Source organism: Streptococcus mitis subsp. hohhotensis, assembly GCF_020089495.2.
In the GTDB taxonomy this organism is placed as follows: Bacteria; Bacillota; Bacilli; order Lactobacillales; family Streptococcaceae; genus Streptococcus; species Streptococcus hohhotensis.
Genome location: NZ_JAIRCA020000002.1, coordinates 124,866 through 142,940, shown reverse-complemented (window position 1 = coordinate 142,940; position 18,075 = coordinate 124,866). Strand labels below are relative to the sequence as shown.

Below are 18,075 nucleotides of genomic sequence, written 5' to 3'. Positions count from 1 at the left end.
TCTTCCTCTTATTCTCTATTATCAATGCTTGTTAAAATTTCTATCTGCTCCTGCAGAAAGTCATCCTTAGGATAGCGCTCCAAAATCTGATCAAAAATCTGACTGCGGACAATGTAGTCCGAATACATGTGCAATTTCATCTCATAATCTTCCAGAATCTTTTCTGTCCGCTTGATATTATCATAGACAGCCTGACGACTGACACCAAACTCCTCGGCAATCTCAGCAAGACTATAATCATCAGCGTAGTAAAGCTCTATGTAGTTCATTTGCTTGTCTGTCAAAAGCGCCGCATAAAATTCAAAGAGCGCATTCATACGATTGGTTTTTTCGATTTCCATAACTTTTATTATATCACACATTACTCGGCAGTCCAATGACCAACTCTAACTCCTTAAAAAGTCTGACCAAAAAACTAGAGTCTGATTGCTAGAGCTAAACATGTGTCTTTTATAAATTAATGTTCTCCATTTTTAACTAATACAATTATTGTTAGCCATTAATACTGTATTTATTTTCCCTCTTAATAAAGGCGTCTTCTCCACCTTCCAAAATATCACATACATGTTTTCTGATACTGTATTTTTGAAGTATAAATTCAGATGTAGAATCGTTATTATGGTTCTCTAAAGCACCATTTATATAATCAAATTTTTTACCATTCTGGTTTGGATGGCTATCAGATTGCTGATTAGCTACAATAATATTTTCCGCATCACCGGATACAACTATATTAGGATTGTGAGTAACTATGATTATTTGTCGATTCTTTTTAGTTTTTTTAATGTATTTCGTTAATTCATTATATATTGCCCTATTATCCAAGCTATCTTCGGGCTGGTCAATTAATACAGGAATTTTACTATCTGAGAATTCTAATATCAACTTTAATACGATAAACGATTTTTTACCAGGAGACATCTGCTCAAATTTATCACCTTGATATTCAATTTCGAAATTATATTCATAAAAATTAGTGGTAAAAAAATGTTCAATATGACTAAACTTATCCCTATTTCCATTGAATACAAGGCTATCATCATTGAATATAGAATCAATAACTTTATCAAAAGAATCTGTCATTTTTTCTATAAAATCTTGTTTTGAACGACCTCGAGCACTAACATAATCAAATTCAGCCTCTAAATTAATTAAAGAGAACTTAACTGCAATCTTTAAATTATCCCCATTATCATCTTCGATTTTGAAATTATTCAACAATTCAGCCCTAATATCAGAGTATTCCTTATATTTCGAAATAATTTCTTTTTGAATTTCTTCTTTTAACTTATCGAATTCATCCCTTTGTTTTTCAAACGCTTCAATTTTAGCTAAAATATCAACTTCATTCTTAATTAAAGAATTTAACCTCGCTATCTCTGAATTATTTTTCATTGCCTCAACACATTTCTTGTATATGTCATCATTTTCTATGTCCAAAATTTTATTTTCACTAGCTTTGATTAGACTTTCTTTTTCTAACTCAATTATCCGAATTTCATGTTCCTGTTGTGCTCTGACGGAATCACGCAACCGATCTCTAATCTGACCAATTTTAACCCTTAAATCTTGAGACGGAGAAATTGTTTTATTAAAACTTTGAAATTCAAATGTAATTGGAGGGATGCTAGATATATATTGTAAATCAGATTCATGAATCTCTTTTTGTGTTTTCAATAACTGCAATTCTTTGTTTTGATTTTCAAATAAATCTCTTTCTTGTTCTGTTATCTCACTAGCATTTAATAATTCTTTTTTCTTTGTTTCATATATGTCTATTCGATTTTTAGTAGCTTGTTTTTCTGCTTCTGGCTTAATTAGCTCATGAATGTTTTTTTGGTTCTCTTTATAACTATCAAGTAACCCTCTAATTTCAAAGTGTAAAGTAGTGCAATTTTGTTCATATTTCCTTAACTCAGAGTCCATTGCTTTGGATTGAATTATATTTCCTACCAAATCTTTAAGTTTCTTATTGTCTCTGGATAAAGTAAACATGTGTTCTTGAGGTATATACTCTATTTTTCTGGAATTATTTTCTTGCTGATCTTTCCAAATAATGTGAAAATCATCCATATTCTCAAAAGAATATGAACCATTATTCAGCTCTTGTCCTAGCTTTTTAGCTATAGAGTTGATTTACCAGTTGAGCGTCCACCGATAATTGTATTCAGATTTTCGGATAGATAAATATCTTGACCGTTATATAGAATCTTATCAATGACAAGTTCATCCTTTTTGAGAGTTGGTTTTTCTTTCTCAACACTAATGCGATATTCTGGTTCATACTTTATTTGTTCCAAACCATCAAAAGTTAAATCTGCTTTTACCCAAGAATATTTACTTCCTATTTGTTCCAAAGAGTGAGAATCTGAGGATTGAAGTAGCGGTCTTACATATGGTGATTTATCAAGCCAAAATTTCCTATCTACCAAAATATTATTGTGTTTACATTTTTTATCTTTACAGGTTGCTGGATTGTCACAACTTGAATGTATTAGAAAGTCTGAATTAACACAGATATTTTCATATACTGCACCATTTTTAGGGTCAGAATCGCTGGTAGCACTACCATGACCTCTTGAAAGAAACCCTGTCAAAAAACGCCCATTTAGCTCTTTATCATTATTTAATACTTTCAATAATTGACTTAAATCAATATTTGCGACATTTTCAATTTCGCTATTTGTTAAAGTATTAAAAGATTTATTAGTGCTACCAATATTAGCCTTTAATTGACCTAATAGATTTTTGATAATAATGTCAGGCAAGTTATTGTCAAAAATTATATGATAATCAAAAAGTTGGTCAGATTTATTTATATATGAAAGCCTAATTTCTAGATTTAAAAAAGTTGCAATTCCTTCTTTATTCAGCCTGTCCTTTAATCTGAAATCATCATCATTAAAGTTAAAATAATTAGTCAATCCAACCGCAGAGATGTCTTCATCCTTTATCTTTTGAATGAATTTTTCTATATCTGGACTTCCATCAGACAGTTTATCAAACTGATTATTTAACACTGTATAGGGAGAATGAATATGTAAATCCCATTTTCTAAACTCTGAACCTCTTTGAATCATTGAATATAAACCTTTCTATATCAAATTATCTTATGTAAAACCCTATAATTACTCACATTTCCTACAGGCTATGCTAAAATTTCAGACACTATCTTTTCACGCCAGCCGTTTTCTATCCTGTGAAGTTCTATATCTAAAAAATCATCTAAATTATCAAAAATTTTCTGCTCACTAACCTCTCTATCCAAAATATTTATAATTTCTGGAATTGTCAAAGCAAAGATATTTAACCCTTTTACACTACCTTTTGTTAATGTGCCATTCAACTCAATGAATGATGTAGCTCTAAAAATATTAACTACATTATCGTCCACTTCATTGGCTACAAATATTGTTTGTAGTGGTTTATTGGTAGATAGTGCTAAATTTACAGAATGGCGTATAACTGGCTCTAACTCACCACGCTTTTGAGTCGATTTATCCATTAATGTTGCTTCAAGTAAAAGCATTTTATCGCTATATTCAATCTCAATATCTCCTTTATTACCTCCAGCATGTGATAGCGGTAGGTTATCAGCGGAAAATGTCAACTGCATGGACTTTCTAAGTTGAAACTTCTTATCTGATATATAGTACCATGCAATAGCCAATATATATTCGAAAATAGTAGGAACTAAAGCATTATCCGTAACAAGCTCTTGAACCTTCTTATCATTTCTTTGAGAAATGAAACTCAAAATTTCAGATACTTTAGTGATATCAAATTCTTGTTCAACAAATTTCCTAAATTCTATTTCCTGCGTATCTTCTACGAATTGTTTGATATTTGAAATATCAGGAACGCCGAATTCTTCTGCAATCTGATTTTGTATTTCTGAAACTTGACTATGAGATAAATCTAAAATATCCGATATACAAGTATCTTGATAGAAAGGACTCTTTATATTATTTTCGTATTCTTCATAACTTTCTTCTCCTGATATATTAAAATTTTCATTTAGTAGAGAAAAAAGTTTAGGAAAAATCCACGGCTGACCAAGCGATACAACTCCTTGATTAAAACTGATTACTCCAGATAAAGAAAATATTCTTTTACACATATCACTGTATTCTTTAATCAAATCATTATGCTTAGACCATACAAATGCATAATATATATCCAAATATTGAGCTGATAGCAATGGATTATCACTGTTTTTGGTTATAAAATCTTGAATAGAATCTTTATTTTTATACTTGAAAACAGCCCTACCATCTCCAAAAGCTTTCTTAATAGCATCTTGTTTAGAAAGACTCATCATTTCTTCAAATGACCGCTCTGTCTTTTCTTCTGTAAATTTTATAATTGAAAGAACAAAACTTTTATATTCTAAACTTTTATTACTATTCTTTCGATTTGGAAAAAGTTTTTTAAAGTTTTCATCCGAAAAATTTTTAATACTAAACATTTTGCGAGCTTCATCCACTCTTTCAGGAATCAATATATGATTAGCGAACTCTTCATCTCTATACTGTTCAAAAGTTTTATTGTTATCATAAACATATTGGTAATTATCGATAATCACTTTGATTTTTTCTTCTGAAAAGTTTGGCTTAATGCTTTCCACTATCCATAGAAAATCTCTAACAGGAACTTTGCTATATCTGTTCAAAAAAGCAAGAGCAAAACGGAAATTATAGAAGTATTTATCAGAGTTACCATCATATATACGAAGCTTCAATAATTGCCTAAAATAAACAAGATTATCAATTGTTAAACCAAAAAGTTCTTCTAATTTATCAAAAGCTTGCTCTGTTTCAGAAATATAATTCAGCCCAACTTGAGATAATTTTCTATCATAGTTAATAAAACCAATCTTGACAAGAGCATTTGTTAGAGTTCTCCCTCTTTTGTCTAAACCAGTTATTTCATTTCTATTCAAATTCCCAAAAAGATTAATTCCATCCTCTATTTCAGCTTTTGCAAAATCGCTTAAAACTGATAAATAAAAACTTGATTGACTCTCATTGTTCCATTCCTGATTTGACTGATTATGCTTTTGAAGAGTTTTTAAAATCTGTTTGTAGATAGGGACAACTTCTTTAACACGAATACTCGTATCACCCATATTAAAAATGCTTGTTGACTCTTTTAGCCTCATATATCACCTTTCGAATTATAGTTTGTAATCAAGACTTCAACAGTATTACTCATTTTCGCCTTAGACTGATAATTACTATTATTGTAATGGTAATCTAATACATGTAAATTATACTTTGAAGCCCATTTCATCAATTCTTTATTTTCTTTATTGTTATGAATGACAACATTAGAAAGAGCAAAATAAGCTCCCTTATCGTTTATGCTATCTAAATACTTAAACAAATCCAAATCATCCTTTAATGTCCACGCACCATTTTCATTGTAAGCGGCAGTAGTAATGCGATAAGGAGGATCTGCATATACAAAATCTCCTTTATTTACTTGATTCATAGTTTTACGAAAATCACAAGATTGGATAACAAAATTGTAATTTTGTAAACCTTGAATGAACGTAATTAGTTTAGATTTCATATTAGCGTTAAAATCACGCTTACCTACAGGAAGATTGTACTCTCCTTTATTATTAAATCTTATTTGATTGTTAAAACCAAATACAATTAATAGATAAAATAACACTTCCTTATCAACTTTATTATAATTTTTCTTATTGTAATCTTGACGAAGTTTTAGAAAAGCCTCTTTATTATACGAACCCAATCCCGTAGAGCTGTTTACTCCGTAGTGAGCATAGCCATATTTCTGTGTATTCGAAAGTTTATATAACTCTATAGCTTCCTCTACTTTATCCAAAAATACCGTTACATCTTTTTGATTTTCTAAATATTTATAAAAATCGATTAATTCCTTACTTACATCATTGATAATATACTTTTTACTTTTTGATTTATCAATGTTAGCAAGATTAACTGCTACTGTTGCTCCACCGGAGAATAAATCAATAAATTTATTATAGCCTTCAGGGAAAAGAGGTAATAACTGAGGAAGCAACTTATACTTTCCTCCAGTATAGTTAAGAGCACTTTTTATTAACTTTTCCTCTTTTTTATTATCAGAGGAAACCGTGCATAAATAAAGTAATTCTTTATGATTTTCAATTTTAGACTTACCTGTCGTGAAAGGTGCGAAATTAGTTTCAAATACCTGAACCTTGCCTCTTTTCGATAAAATCTCGATTATTTCTTCATTTGAAATTTTAGCATTTGAGCGTGAATTACCCTTTTTATTCATATTATTATAGCTAACCAATATATATTTAGCGTTAATGTTTAGAATCAAATCTTCAAAAGCCTGAGGGGCTTTACTTTTTGTATAGTCAGAACCTTTTTCTGAACGATTAATTGCCTTCTTTGCTACACCTTCTACTTCTGGTTTTTTCCATTCAGCAATATTTTCTAAAACATGGTAGGCATTTTCATAACCACGTGAATTATATGGCGTATCAATATAGACAAGGTCTGCATAAATTTCTTTAACTAATTTATTAGCATCTTTATTATAAATTTCATTCTGCTTGTTTTCATTATACTCAGGGACTCTTAAATATATTTCCTTGCAAGAGTCCATTTTTTTCCTATAAGCGTCATAATGACCCACAGTATTAGCTACTTTATCCATAGCGTACAATAGACTGGTTAGTAACATGAAATACTCTCTCTGATTACCTGATTTATATTTTTCAATTTCTTCACGAATTGAGTCAATCTTTCCAGCATTTTCTTCAGAAAAGTAAGCACCACCAAAATTCTTAGAAACATAGCCTTTTTTAGGGGATAAATTATTTAATTCATCAATTATATGAGAAACTTTATAAATATCTACATCCTCATTCGAAAACCAAGTTTGAAAGGAAACAAAGTTGCTATAGAGTATATCATTCACTATAACTTTTTTATTCTGTTTTCTAAATAAGTCTGCAACAACACCTGTTCCACCAAATATATCCGCCACACTATCGATACTTCCAATATTTTCTGATACTGTCTTCAATATGAAATCAAGCATCTTTTGTTTACTTCCAAGATAGCGTCGATTCCCAATTTTTAATGTCTCTTTATTTGAAACATAATATTTTGCAGGAATTTCTTCTGAAATCACTCTCACAATCTCTTTTTCATTTTCTTCTTCCCATTCATAAGCAGAACGATTATTTTTTCGAGGTTGAGAAATTATTCCTTTTTGCATCCAATTATTCAATGTCTGTCTTGTTATACCATATTTATCGGCAATTTCTTGTGTTTTCAGCATTTAGGCATCCATCTCCTTTTACAGTAATGAGTATACCATATTTGAGAGGATTATCCAACCAATAGTCTTCGGTAAAATAAAGAAAAAGAGACTAGTACAAAACTAATCTCTGTGTACATAACAATATAACTGCTGTATGAAATTTGGATATTATCCCTAATCTACCACACTAGGGAGCCAATTCAAGAAGATAGCTAGCTAAATTTGAAAAAGACATGAGCCTAGCCCCAAGTAATTTCCAATTGATAGCTGGCAAAGAGATGTCCCTCTTGATTTTGTAGTTGATAATCTAGTTCAATCTTTTGCCCATCAACTTGATAATGGCTCGTTTGGATGATAAACTCCTGCATGCCCATAGGTGTAGGAATATAGGCTAAACTATCACTATCCTTTAAAAAGCGCATAATGGTCTTGGGATTGGAAAATCGGCTCATCACCAGTTCTTGACCATGAAATTTAATAACCACTTTTTCCTTTTCCTCATTATAGAAAAGCAGGTAGCTATAATCTCCTTTTTCATGCACTTCTACATCATAAAGCTGGTCAATCACTTCCAACTGCTCATCAAACTGAATCGTATTTCGCATCCGAATCTTCACATCAGGTCCTCTTTCTTGTCTCTTGTCCTACTATTTTACCAAAAAGAGCAGGATTTTGCTATAATGGTCATATGAACGAAAAAGTATTCCGTGACCCAGTTCACAACTACATCCATGTCAATAATTAAATCATCTATGACTTGATTAATACAAAAGAATTTCAGCGTTTGCGTCGTATCAAACAACTGGGAACTTCCAGTTATACCTTCCACGGTGGGGAGCACAGCCGCTTCTCCCACTGTCTAGGAGTCTATGAAATTGCACGACGCATCACAGAGATTTTTGAAGAAAAATATCCTGAAGAATGGAATCCTGCCGAGTCTCTCTTGACCATGACCTCTGCTCTCCTACATGACCTTGGGCATGGTGCTTACTCCCATACTTTTGAACATCTCTTTGATACAGATCATGAGGCCATTACTCAGGAAATTATCCAAAGTCCTGAGACAGAGATTCACCAAGTCCTGCTACAAGTGGCGCCAGATTTTCCAGAAAAGGTTGCCAGTGTCATAGACCATACCTACCCTAACAAGCAGGTTGTGCAACTCATTTCTAGTCAGATTGATGCAGACCGCATGGACTATCTCTTGCGCGACTCCTATTTTACAGGTGCTTCCTATGGAGAATTTGACCTGACTCGAATCCTCCGAGTCATTCGCCCTGTCGAAAATGGCATCGCCTTTCAGCGCAATGGCATGCACGCCATCGAAGACTACGTCCTCAGTCGTTACCAGATGTACATGCAGGTTTATTTCCACCCAGCAACACGCGCTATGGAAGTTCTCCTACAGAATCTCCTAAAGCGCGCCAAGGAACTTTATCCAGAAGAAAAAGACTTCTTTGCACGAACTTCTCCACATCTCCTGCCTTTCTTTGAAAAAAATGTGACCTTGTCTGACTATCTGGCTCTGGATGATGGTGTGATGAATACCTATTTCCAACTCTGGATGACCAGTCCTGACAAGATTCTCGCAGATTTGTCGCAACGCTTTGTCAACCGCAAGGTCTTTAAATCCATTACCTTTTCACAAGAGGATCAAGACCAACTCGCCAGCATGAGAAAATTGGTTGAGGATATCGGCTTTGATCCCGACTACTATACTGCTATTCATAAGAACTTTGACCTCCCTTATGATATCTATCGTCCCGAATCTGAAAATCCACGGACACAGATTGAGATTTTACAAAAAAATGGAAAACTGGCAGAACTCTCTAGCCTGTCTCCTATCGTCCAATCCCTTGCTGGTAGTCGCCACGGAGATAATCGTTTCTATTTTCCAAAAGAAATGTTGGACCAAAACAGCATCTTCGCAAGTATCACCCAGCAATTTTTACACTTGATTGAGAACGATCATTTTACCCCAAATAAAAACTAGAAGAGGAAATTTATGAGTATTAAACTAATCGCCGTCGATATCGACGGAACCCTAGTCAACAGCCAAAAGGAAATCACTCCTGAAGTCTTTTCTGCCATCCAAGATGCCAAAGAAGCTGGTGTCAAAGTCGTCATTGCAACTGGTCGCCCTATCGCAGGTGTTGCCAAACTTCTGGACGACTTGCAGTTGAGAGACGAGGGTGACTATGTTGTGACCTTCAATGGTGCCCTTGTCCAAGAAACTGCTACAGGACATGAGATTATCAGCGAATCCTTGACCTATGAGGATTATCTTGATATAGAATTTCTCAGTCGTAAGCTCGGTGTCCACATGCACGCTATTACCAAGGACGGCATCTACACAGCCAATCGCAATATCGGAAAATACACTGTGCACGAATCAACCCTCGTCAGCATGCCGATTTTCTACCGCACTCCTGAAGAAATGGCTGACAAAGAAATTGTCAAATGTATGTTCATCGATGAACCAGAAATCCTCGATGCTGCGATTGAAAAGATACCAGCCGAATTTTACGAGCGCTACTCCATCAACAAATCTGCTCCTTTCTACCTCGAACTCCTTAAAAAGAATGTAGACAAGGGTTCAGCTATTACCCACTTAGCTGAAAAACTAGGATTGACCAAAGAGGAAAACATGGCAATAGGAGACGAAGAAAATGACCGCGCCATGCTGGAAGTCGTTGGAAACCCCGTTGTCATGGAAAATGGAAATCCAGAAATCAAAAAAATCGCCAAATACATCACCAAAACAAATGACGAATCCGGCGTAGCTCACGCTATCCGTACATGGGTACTGTAAAATGCTTAAGCATAGAAAATAAATAACACCCCAAAAAGTAGAGATGACACTCTTACTTCTGGGGTGTTCTTTTTGAATATTGAATTCGTCACAAACGAGTTACCTTTAGAAACTTGCAAAACAAATCACTCTTCCTCCTCAAACATCAGAGCATCTAGTTCTTCTCTTTCAGCCGCAATCTCTTCGAAGGTAGAAATAATATTATTTAATAATTCTAAGGTGATAATACCAGTCGAATCCCTCATCGTAATCTTAGTTCCAATAGCACTTAACTCTCCAATTAATTCTCTAACCTTTTTCAATTCGTCCAAATCTAACATGTCTACTTCTATTACTGTGTCATGATCTTTTATTCTGGACTGGATCAAAGAAAAAGGCAAGGACGAATAATTTCTTAACAACTTATAGGTCCCTGACTTATCACCTATATAATCAATACAAGTAGCTAGCATGGTTTCAACTCCTTATACATAGCGGACTTGCTTACATACCATCGTACTTGAAAACATCATTATCCCGTATCTAAAAAGAAGAGATATAAGCTTGAATCTCCTCTATCATGATTAGATTAACAATCTTACTCTTCTAAACCCCTTTTTATTTTTGGAATTTTCTTATTATCAAGTTTAGGAATACCCTTGTTCTCAATCTTGGGAAGGTTCTTTAGTTCATCGGCAGTAGGTTACCTTAGCAGTCCTATAGAGTAAAGCAAACGATAAGAACAAGTCAACAATGCTCCCAACAGTTGCCATGTTCCGTTTACTTGCTTCTGTCGAAGGGATCTCAGCTCCACTAGTACTAAGGTCTTTCCATTCAGGATTCTATGCTTCAATCACTTTTTTCTCTTCCTAAAGTGGAACGAGTAAAAAATGGTTGAAAGGCACAACTGTAACCATGGCTATCGCACCTCGTGGGATAAATCTATTGAAATTTATGATAAGACCAATGCTTAGTATAGATAATGATACTGATTAAACTAAAATTAGCTAAATAATTTTTTTACAATATATTGAGCTATTTTTAAAAGTAAATAAAGAATAAGGAAGATGTAAAATAAATAATCTCCGATAACAAATAATCCTAACATAATTACAAAAAAAAGAAAAAGAATCATTGCTACGACTACAACCAAGAATTTTAAAAATTTGAATACTTTACTCCAAATAGTAGGATTTTCTTTATTTACCGTGAATTTATAAAGCATTTTTTCAACAAATGTAAATTTGGTAAATTCAATTTCAGCACCTAAAAATAGTATTTCAAATATTTTTTTTAACTTTTCTAATTCCACTGTTGTTACACTAGTACCATTTTGAAATCTAACATCATCTATACTTGGAATAGAATTTTCTGACTCTCTCTTAAAAATAAATGTATACTTCTGATTATTTAAAAGTATATTAGGAATCTCAAATCTACCTCTTACATTTTCTATATTCCATTCACGCTTGCTTCTTTTTTCTGTAAGTTTCTTAGGGAAAATGATTGTGTACATCTTTTCAATCTTTATGATTCTAATATTTAATAAAGAGATGTACTCATCTGTGAATACGAAATCGTTTGAGTTAAAATTTTCTATATTTTCATTGTTTTTATAGTAAGTTATCACATCTTCTATTATATGTTTGCCTTGCTTATTTAAACTATGTTTTCTAATAAAAGAGGTATTATCAAGTAATAAAATAGAGAATAGAAATAAAAGAGAAATAAGGATAATAACAATCGATGCTAAAGAAATTAATAACGTACTTCGAATTTCTGAATCACTTAAAAGAAAAGCTATGTCACTAAAGAAAATACCTATACTTTCGAAATTAAAATAAGCGCTAATACTATTAAAATTAGTAAGTAGAGTATTTAATTCTTTACCTCCAAAGAAAGCTATTACTAGAGCTAAAGAGTTTTTTATATAAGAAGATTTTTTAGCTTCAGTTTTAATATATGATTCTAATATTTCAGGATATATTCCTTCACTAAAAAAATCAAATAACATATTTCTATAAACAAACTTAAGTTTTGGATAGAATTGCAAGTCATGAAACTTGAAAAAATAACTTGAATAATACTTGCTCAAAATTTTATCGATACTTCTAAAATAAGGATTTCTCAATTTAATTCTATTTTTATTTTTAAAATGGTAATAAAAAACACTTAGAATTAAAGTATACTTAATTAGAAAAGTAAATGATTCTAAAACCTTTCCGTCAAAATTCATAATTATAACTCCTCCTAAAATTTAGGTAAACTTTAGGTAAACTATTGATTAAATCAACTGTTTGAATAGAAACATTGATGATTCTAAACAGCAAATTGAAGATGAACATTTCATCATCACAACAGTCATTTGGGACAAAACACCTCAAACACCCAGTAAAATCAATAGTTTATATGCCCCCTGCAGGAATCGAACCTGCAACTACTCCTTAGGAGGGAGTTGTTATATCCATTGAACTAAGGGAGCTAGATAAAAACTCTGCTGAAGAAGCAGAGTTTTTTAGTCGAATTAACGACGGATTTCTTTGATACGAGCTGCCTTACCTTGAAGAGCACGCAAGTAGTACAATTTCGCACGACGTACTTTACCGTAACGTACAACTTCGATTTTTTCAACACGTGGAGTGTGGATTGGGAAGATACGCTCAACACCTACACCGTTAGAGATTTTACGAACTGTGTAGTTTTCTGAGATACCAGCACCTTTACGTGCGATAACAACACCTTCAAAAATCTGGATACGTTCACGGTTACCTTCGACAACTTTCGCGTGTACACGAACAGTGTCACCAGGACGGAATGATGGGATATCTGTACGAAGTTGACCTTCAGTCAAGCTTTGGATTAATGGATTCATTTTATTCTCCTATCTTTGTCAATCTTGAGGAACCTTCCTCAGCGGATAAACTGTATTTTTGTGCGTCCATTACACACAAGATACAGTTTACCAAATTTCCACAAAAAAGTAAAGAAATTTATAGCAAAATTCCTAAAAAAATCGCAATCAAACCACCTAGGTAGGTCAAGGTCAGGTAAATGTAAAAAACCTTCTTATCTCTTAACAGTCTTTGAAGTTCATCATTCAAGGTCGAAAAAGTTGTCAAACCTCCGCAAAATCCTGTTGCTAGAATAGCATAGACTTCCTTAGACTCCACATGATTGTAGAATAAGCCAATCAAAAAACAACCTAAAAGATTGGCTATAAGCGTTCCGAGTGGCAATGTAGAAGCTTGATTATAGCGAGAAAAGAAATACCGTACGAGCGCTCCGCAGCCACAAGCAATTGCAAGATAGACCATTACCATTTTTTCCTCCCCAGACAATAAGCCAAGAGTAGACCTCCACCAATACTCAAAAGCAAATACATAACTAAACTAAGATAACGCCCTGTATCAAGCAGTTTCACAGCATCAAGCATTAGACTGGAAAAAGTTGTTAAACCGCCACAAAAGCCCGTCCCCAGTGCTAAAATAACGCCTTTACTGGTTCCTTTATAGACCAGATATCCCTTGACAAGATAAACCAGGCAGAAAATTCCCAGATAGTTGACAAAGAGAGTGCCCCAAGGAAAGTCTGGACTGGCTGGTAACCAAGTAGAAACAAGGTAGCGCACAAGTCCGCCCAACATAGCAGCTAGTAAAATCCCTAGCGGATAAAATTGTTCTTTTTTCATTTGATATTTTGATCCTGGTAATCACGCGAACGTTTGAGTATGTCCGAAAAAGTCGCGACAATAGTCTCCTGATAGCGCTTGTCCTCTACACGACTTCTAACCTTTTCAAAAATAACTTCTTCTCTCTTGGTATCTAAAATTGGTTTACCCGAAGCTTTCTTATAGGCAACTACATCCTCAACCAAATGCATTCGTTCTTCTAACAGTTTGACAATTTGATCGTCAATTTGATCAATTTCTTGACGAATACTATCTAAATCCATACAGTCTCCTCCTTTATTTGAATTATTGTATCAAAAAGCCACCAAATAGGCTAGTAAAATCCCAACTCTCGATAAGAAAAATGCACTGATTGATTGTATCAGCGCACTTTTATGCTTATCCTACTTTAGCTGCCAATTCTTCTGCGAATTGTTCTAAGCGTTCAATATCTTCTTCCTCGGCAGAAAGGTCAACTTTAACACATTCTGAACCTTTTTCTGCCCCTGTTGACACAAAAACGCGATCAAAGTCATCAACAGCCTTACAGAATTCATCGTAGAAGGTATCTCCTGAGCCGACCACTCCGTAGATTTTACCATTCAAGTTGAGATCTGCTAGGTCTTCGTAGAAGTCCATCATCTCATCTGGCAATTCACCATCACCATAAGTATAGGTCGCAACGATAGCGATGTCTGCTTCCAAGAAGTCTGAAGCGTCAACAGTTGTACATTCATCAACATCGACATCCAAGCCCAAGTCACGTAATTTGTCTGCTACAATATCTGCAATTTCTTCGGTATTACCGGTCATACTGGCAAATACAATTTTTGCTAATGCCATATCGTCCTCCTCAATTTATCTTTCTCCATTATATCACATCTTTTTCATTTTAAAAATAAAAATTCTTGTGCTACAATGAAATAAGAAAGAATTGAGGTTATTTATGGACATTTGCCATCAAATTTTAGAAAAAATTAAAGAATACGACACGATTATCATTCATCGTCATATGAAACCAGACCCAGATGCCTTGGGAAGTCAGGTGGGATTGAAAGCTCTTCTCAAACATCATTTCCCAGAAAAAACCATCAAAGCTGTTGGTTTTGATGAACCAACTCTAACTTGGATGGCTGAGATGGATCTTGTTGAAGATAGTGCCTACCAAGGGGCACTTGTTATCGTCTGTGATACGGCGAATACTGCTCGTATCGATGATAAGCGCTATAGTCAAGGTGATTTTCTCATTAAGATTGACCACCATCCAAATGATGATGTATACGGTGACCTATCATGGGTGGATACTAGTTCAAGCAGTGCTAGCGAGATGATTACCCTATTTGCCCAAACAACCCAACTGGCCTTGTCAGATCGCGCTGCTGAATTACTCTTTGCAGGAATTGTTGGTGATACAGGTCGCTTCCTCTACCCTTCTACCACTGCACGGACTCTTCGTCTGGCTGCTTATTTGAGAGAACATAACTTTGACTTTGCGGCTCTCACCCGCAAAATGGACACTATGAGCTACAAAATTGCTAAACTTCAAGGCTACATTTACGACCATCTGGAAGTGGATGAAAATGGCGCAGCTCGTGTTATCCTGAGTCAGGAAATCTTAAAACGATTCAATGTCACCGATGCTGAAACTGCCGCTATTGTAGGAGCTCCTGGTCGGATTGACAGCGTCAGTCTCTGGGGAATTTTTGTGGAGCAGGCTGATGGCCACTACCGTGTTCGCTTACGCAGTAAAATTCATCCTATCAATGAAATTGCCAAAGAACATGATGGTGGAGGCCACCCTCTAGCAAGCGGTGCTAATTCCTATAGCCTAGAGGAAAACGAAATCATCTACCAAAAGTTAAAAAACTTGCTTAAAAATTGATAAAATACTTGCCAAACTTTTCATAATCTGATAGACTAGTATGGTAACAATCTATGGCTCGCAAAGAGACCATGGCAGAAAGGAAATATTGCAAAATGAAAAAAGATATCCATCCAGAATATCGCCCAGTTGTCTTCATGGACACAACTACTGGTTACCAATTCCTTAGCGGTTCAACAAAACGCTCTAACGAAACAGTTGAGTTCGAAGGCGAAACTTACCCATTGATCCGTGTGGAAATTTCATCAGACTCACACCCATTCTACACTGGACGTCAAAAGTTCACTCAAGCAGATGGACGTGTGGATCGTTTCAACAAAAAATACGGTCTCAAATAATGATAAAAAGACAGCTTCGGCTGTTCTTTTTTTGTTTCTTGAAATTAACTGCTGTTTTCATGTTCCAAACTCAAAAAAACTTTGCACTCTCAATAGCCTCACAATGGTTTCTAGAGTACAAAGTTTTTTCTTGCCTAAAAAATAGAAAATATATATACTAGCTATATATAGTATAGATTGGAGATATACCATGACTACATCACTTACTAAGCAATACAATTTTAAAATCAATGAATCATCAATGGAACAAGCTAGAGCTATCATTAAGGAAAAAGGAATGACTATGACGGATGCTATTAGTCTTTTTATAGAGCAGATTGTTCTCGAACAGGATTTGCCAATAAAAACTGCAGAAGATTTACACCGTGAACGATTGATTCAAGAACTACAAGCCCAATCTGAACGCGCCTTAAGAGAATACGAATCCGGACAAGGAACTTCCCTAGATGATATGAGGCTACGATATGGCTTATAAAGTGATTCTATCTACTGAAGTGAGTCAAGCAATTGACAGTATCCATAACTACATCAGCACTGTTCTTTTATCACCCCAGTCAGCTAAAAATACTGTGGCCAAAATTTTAGACGGCTTAAAAAGTTTAAATACCTTTCCTGAAGCTGGCTTTGATGCAGATGAAAAAATAGGACTAAAAATCAACAGTAAGTACCCCACGCGAGGAAAAATTATCGGGCAATATATCTTGCTTTACTTTATCGATCAAACTCAAAAAACTGTTTTTCTTTCCCACTTATTCCACACAAAAAGCGACTATGTTACCTTGCTACAAAGCAAAAATAATAAAAACTCAAAATCATCATTTTGATGTCAACTGCTCCCTTAATAGCCTTGTGATTATAAAGAATACAGTCTTCATTTTAACTAGAAAATCAAAAAACTTTGCACTCTCGATAGCCACACAATGGTAACCAGAGTACAAAGTTTTTTATTAGACAAGATTTAGCCTTCCGTATCTGTCAATAGCTTATCGATTTGCTCTTGCACAAAAGTCTTATAGTCAGCAGTGGCCTTATCAAGCATTTTCTACTTGTCTTCAGACAAGGCTGTAACCTTAGATGAATCGGTTGTATCTGCTGATTTTTCAAACCTAACAGCACAAGCTGTCAATAGCAAGGCTGAAGATAAAAGGACAAAACCTAGTTTTTTCATTGTTTACTCCTATTGGTTCAGAAAACCTGAATTAATTTTACGTCTCATTATACCACGTTTCCACTCATTTTTTAATAAATTTTCAGAAAATTTAATGTTGGGGGATTTATACTAACAATAGACTTTTAACCTCAAAATTGATAAAATAAGAAAGAAAATAAGATAAAAGGAAACTGTAAATCAACATGATGAACATGCAAAACATGATGCGCCAAGCACAAAAACTTCAAAAACAAATGGAACAAAGCCAAGCTGAACTTGCAGCTATGCAATTTGTTGGCAAATCTGCTCAAGATCTTGTCCAAGCGACCTTAACTGGCGATAAGAAAGTTGTCAGCATTGACTTCAATCCAGCTGTCGTTGACCCAGAAGACCTCGAAACCCTTTCTGATATGACTGTTCAAGCCATCAACTCAGCTCTTGAACAAATCGATGAAACGACTAAGAAAAAATTAGGTGCTTTCGCAGGGAAATTGCCATTCTAATAAAAAAGGCTCTGTAATATTTATAGTGGGTAAATCCCATATAGATATTATGGAGCCTATTTTGATGTAGAAAAAGTCCTATAAAATCTATGATAAAAAGCGATCAAACAATGATTAGAAAGAATCCTATGAAACAATTACATTTTATCACAACTGCTTGATATTGAAAACTTTTTTCTCATACTAAGTCCTAAACACTAAAATCGTTCTTAATCTTTTTTACCATTTGTTATTATATTCCTAAATTCCGGCTAAAACAGTCCACCAGACTGTTCTACTTCAATACTTAAGGCAATTTGTAAGTCATGCCAAGCCATGAAGCAATTTAATCAAAGATTTCATGAGTACATGGTCATCAAACGCTACTAACAGCATAGTAGTAAACTATTGTATCGCCGACTTTTCGTATGTGCTTAAATACTAAAAAGATTATAGAGACACTCTTGAGTTGCTA

General features: G+C 34.3%; 20 protein-coding genes, 1 tRNA gene and 1 pseudogene. 7 read left to right on the top strand and 15 right to left on the bottom strand.

The genetic code is table 11. From position 1 onward, the window contains the following. Positions 1–8 precede the first annotated feature (8 nt). The 6 genes from K4Z77_RS01750 to K4Z77_RS01725 all read right to left on the bottom strand — a co-directional run bounded on the left by K4Z77_RS01750 (position 9) and on the right by K4Z77_RS01725 (position 7,907). Complete coding sequence (locus K4Z77_RS01750) at positions 9–341, bottom strand: putative DNA-binding protein (protein WP_000402066.1); 333 nt, start codon at positions 339–341, stop codon at positions 9–11. A 151-nt stretch (positions 342–492) separates the two neighbouring features. Further along, on the bottom strand, positions 493–2,073 hold the full coding sequence (locus K4Z77_RS01745) for an AAA family ATPase (RefSeq protein ID WP_224218249.1): 1,581 nt from the start codon (positions 2,071–2,073) through the stop codon (positions 493–495). A gap of 50 nt (positions 2,074–2,123) precedes the next feature. Continuing rightward, complete coding sequence (locus K4Z77_RS01740) at positions 2,124–3,080, bottom strand: hypothetical protein (RefSeq protein WP_224218248.1); 957 nt, start codon at positions 3,078–3,080, stop codon at positions 2,124–2,126. A 68-nt stretch (positions 3,081–3,148) separates the two neighbouring features. After that, positions 3,149–5,161 (bottom strand): AlwI family type II restriction endonuclease, encoded by a 2,013-nt coding sequence (locus K4Z77_RS01735; protein WP_224218247.1) that lies wholly within the window; start codon positions 5,159–5,161, stop codon positions 3,149–3,151. Continuing rightward, the gene (locus K4Z77_RS01730) at positions 5,158–7,308 is read right to left on the bottom strand and encodes a Dam family site-specific DNA-(adenine-N6)-methyltransferase (RefSeq protein ID WP_224218246.1); all 2,151 of its coding nucleotides are present in this window, start codon (positions 7,306–7,308) and stop codon (positions 5,158–5,160) included. Before K4Z77_RS01730 ends, K4Z77_RS01735 begins: the two co-directional genes overlap by 4 nt. A gap of 221 nt (positions 7,309–7,529) precedes the next feature. After that, a complete protein-coding gene (locus K4Z77_RS01725) occupies positions 7,530–7,907 on the bottom strand; it encodes a YwiB family protein (RefSeq protein ID WP_224218245.1) in 378 nt (125 codons plus the stop codon). 128 nt (positions 7,908–8,035) lie between these two features. Between K4Z77_RS01725 and K4Z77_RS01720 the strand changes: the two genes are divergently transcribed. Both K4Z77_RS01720 and yidA read left to right on the top strand, forming a co-directional pair. Next, positions 8,036–9,283 carry an HD domain-containing protein gene (locus K4Z77_RS01720; protein WP_224218266.1) on the top strand — a complete coding sequence of 416 codons (1,248 nt, stop codon included), beginning with the start codon at positions 8,036–8,038 and terminating at the stop codon, positions 9,281–9,283. A 12-nt stretch (positions 9,284–9,295) separates the two neighbouring features. Continuing rightward, complete coding sequence (gene yidA / locus K4Z77_RS01715) at positions 9,296–10,102, top strand: sugar-phosphatase (protein ID WP_224218244.1); 807 nt, start codon at positions 9,296–9,298, stop codon at positions 10,100–10,102. 125 nt (positions 10,103–10,227) lie between these two features. On the opposite strand, the gene K4Z77_RS01710 is transcribed toward yidA, so the two are convergent. The 8 genes from K4Z77_RS01710 to K4Z77_RS01675 all read right to left on the bottom strand — a co-directional run bounded on the left by K4Z77_RS01710 (position 10,228) and on the right by K4Z77_RS01675 (position 14,591). Then, positions 10,228–10,554 carry a hypothetical protein gene (locus K4Z77_RS01710; RefSeq protein ID WP_060805728.1) on the bottom strand — a complete coding sequence of 109 codons (327 nt, stop codon included), beginning with the start codon at positions 10,552–10,554 and terminating at the stop codon, positions 10,228–10,230. A gap of 530 nt (positions 10,555–11,084) precedes the next feature. After that, complete coding sequence (locus tag K4Z77_RS01705) at positions 11,085–12,317, bottom strand: hypothetical protein (RefSeq protein ID WP_060805727.1); 1,233 nt, start codon at positions 12,315–12,317, stop codon at positions 11,085–11,087. A 174-nt stretch (positions 12,318–12,491) separates the two neighbouring features. Further along, positions 12,492–12,563 (bottom strand) — tRNA-Arg (locus K4Z77_RS01700). Positions 12,564–12,605: 42 nt separating this feature from the next. Further along, positions 12,606–12,953, bottom strand: coding sequence for a 50S ribosomal protein L19 (gene rplS, locus K4Z77_RS01695; protein ID WP_001068669.1), 348 nt, complete (start codon positions 12,951–12,953; stop codon positions 12,606–12,608). A gap of 118 nt (positions 12,954–13,071) precedes the next feature. Next, positions 13,072–13,401 (bottom strand): fluoride efflux transporter CrcB, encoded by a 330-nt coding sequence (crcB, locus tag K4Z77_RS01690; RefSeq protein ID WP_224218242.1) that lies wholly within the window; start codon positions 13,399–13,401, stop codon positions 13,072–13,074. Further along, a complete protein-coding gene (gene crcB, locus K4Z77_RS01685) occupies positions 13,395–13,769 on the bottom strand; it encodes a fluoride efflux transporter CrcB (RefSeq protein ID WP_224218241.1) in 375 nt (124 codons plus the stop codon). Before crcB (K4Z77_RS01685) ends, crcB (K4Z77_RS01690) begins: the two co-directional genes overlap by 7 nt. Next, complete coding sequence (locus tag K4Z77_RS01680) at positions 13,766–14,032, bottom strand: chorismate mutase (RefSeq protein ID WP_224218240.1); 267 nt, start codon at positions 14,030–14,032, stop codon at positions 13,766–13,768. Before K4Z77_RS01680 ends, crcB (K4Z77_RS01685) begins: the two co-directional genes overlap by 4 nt. A gap of 115 nt (positions 14,033–14,147) precedes the next feature. Continuing rightward, positions 14,148–14,591, bottom strand: coding sequence for a flavodoxin (locus K4Z77_RS01675; RefSeq protein ID WP_001162128.1), 444 nt, complete (start codon positions 14,589–14,591; stop codon positions 14,148–14,150). 103 nt (positions 14,592–14,694) lie between these two features. Between K4Z77_RS01675 and K4Z77_RS01670 the strand changes: the two genes are divergently transcribed. From K4Z77_RS01670 to K4Z77_RS01655, 4 genes are all read left to right on the top strand, one after another. Further along, complete coding sequence (locus K4Z77_RS01670) at positions 14,695–15,630, top strand: DHH family phosphoesterase (RefSeq protein WP_224218239.1); 936 nt, start codon at positions 14,695–14,697, stop codon at positions 15,628–15,630. 95 nt (positions 15,631–15,725) lie between these two features. Continuing rightward, positions 15,726–15,968, top strand: a complete 243-nt coding sequence (locus K4Z77_RS01665; protein ID WP_000710764.1) for a type B 50S ribosomal protein L31 — start codon at positions 15,726–15,728, stop codon at positions 15,966–15,968. Between the two features lie 190 nt (positions 15,969–16,158). Then, positions 16,159–16,443 (top strand): type II toxin-antitoxin system RelB/ParD family antitoxin, encoded by a 285-nt coding sequence (relB, locus tag K4Z77_RS01660; RefSeq protein WP_000213594.1) that lies wholly within the window; start codon positions 16,159–16,161, stop codon positions 16,441–16,443. After that, a complete protein-coding gene (locus K4Z77_RS01655; RefSeq protein ID WP_224218238.1) occupies positions 16,433–16,792 on the top strand; it encodes a type II toxin-antitoxin system RelE/ParE family toxin in 360 nt (119 codons plus the stop codon). The genes relB and K4Z77_RS01655 overlap by 11 nt, the downstream gene beginning before the upstream one ends. A 140-nt stretch (positions 16,793–16,932) precedes the next feature. On the opposite strand, the pseudogene K4Z77_RS09720 reads toward K4Z77_RS01655, so the two are convergent. Continuing rightward, positions 16,933–17,136, bottom strand: a pseudogene (locus K4Z77_RS09720) (iron uptake system protein EfeO); the annotation flags it as partial. 185 nt (positions 17,137–17,321) lie between these two features. Here K4Z77_RS09720 and K4Z77_RS01645 point away from each other — a divergent pair. Beyond that, a complete protein-coding gene (locus K4Z77_RS01645) occupies positions 17,322–17,621 on the top strand; it encodes a YbaB/EbfC family nucleoid-associated protein (protein ID WP_000981526.1) in 300 nt (99 codons plus the stop codon). Positions 17,622–18,075: the final 454 nt, after the last annotated feature.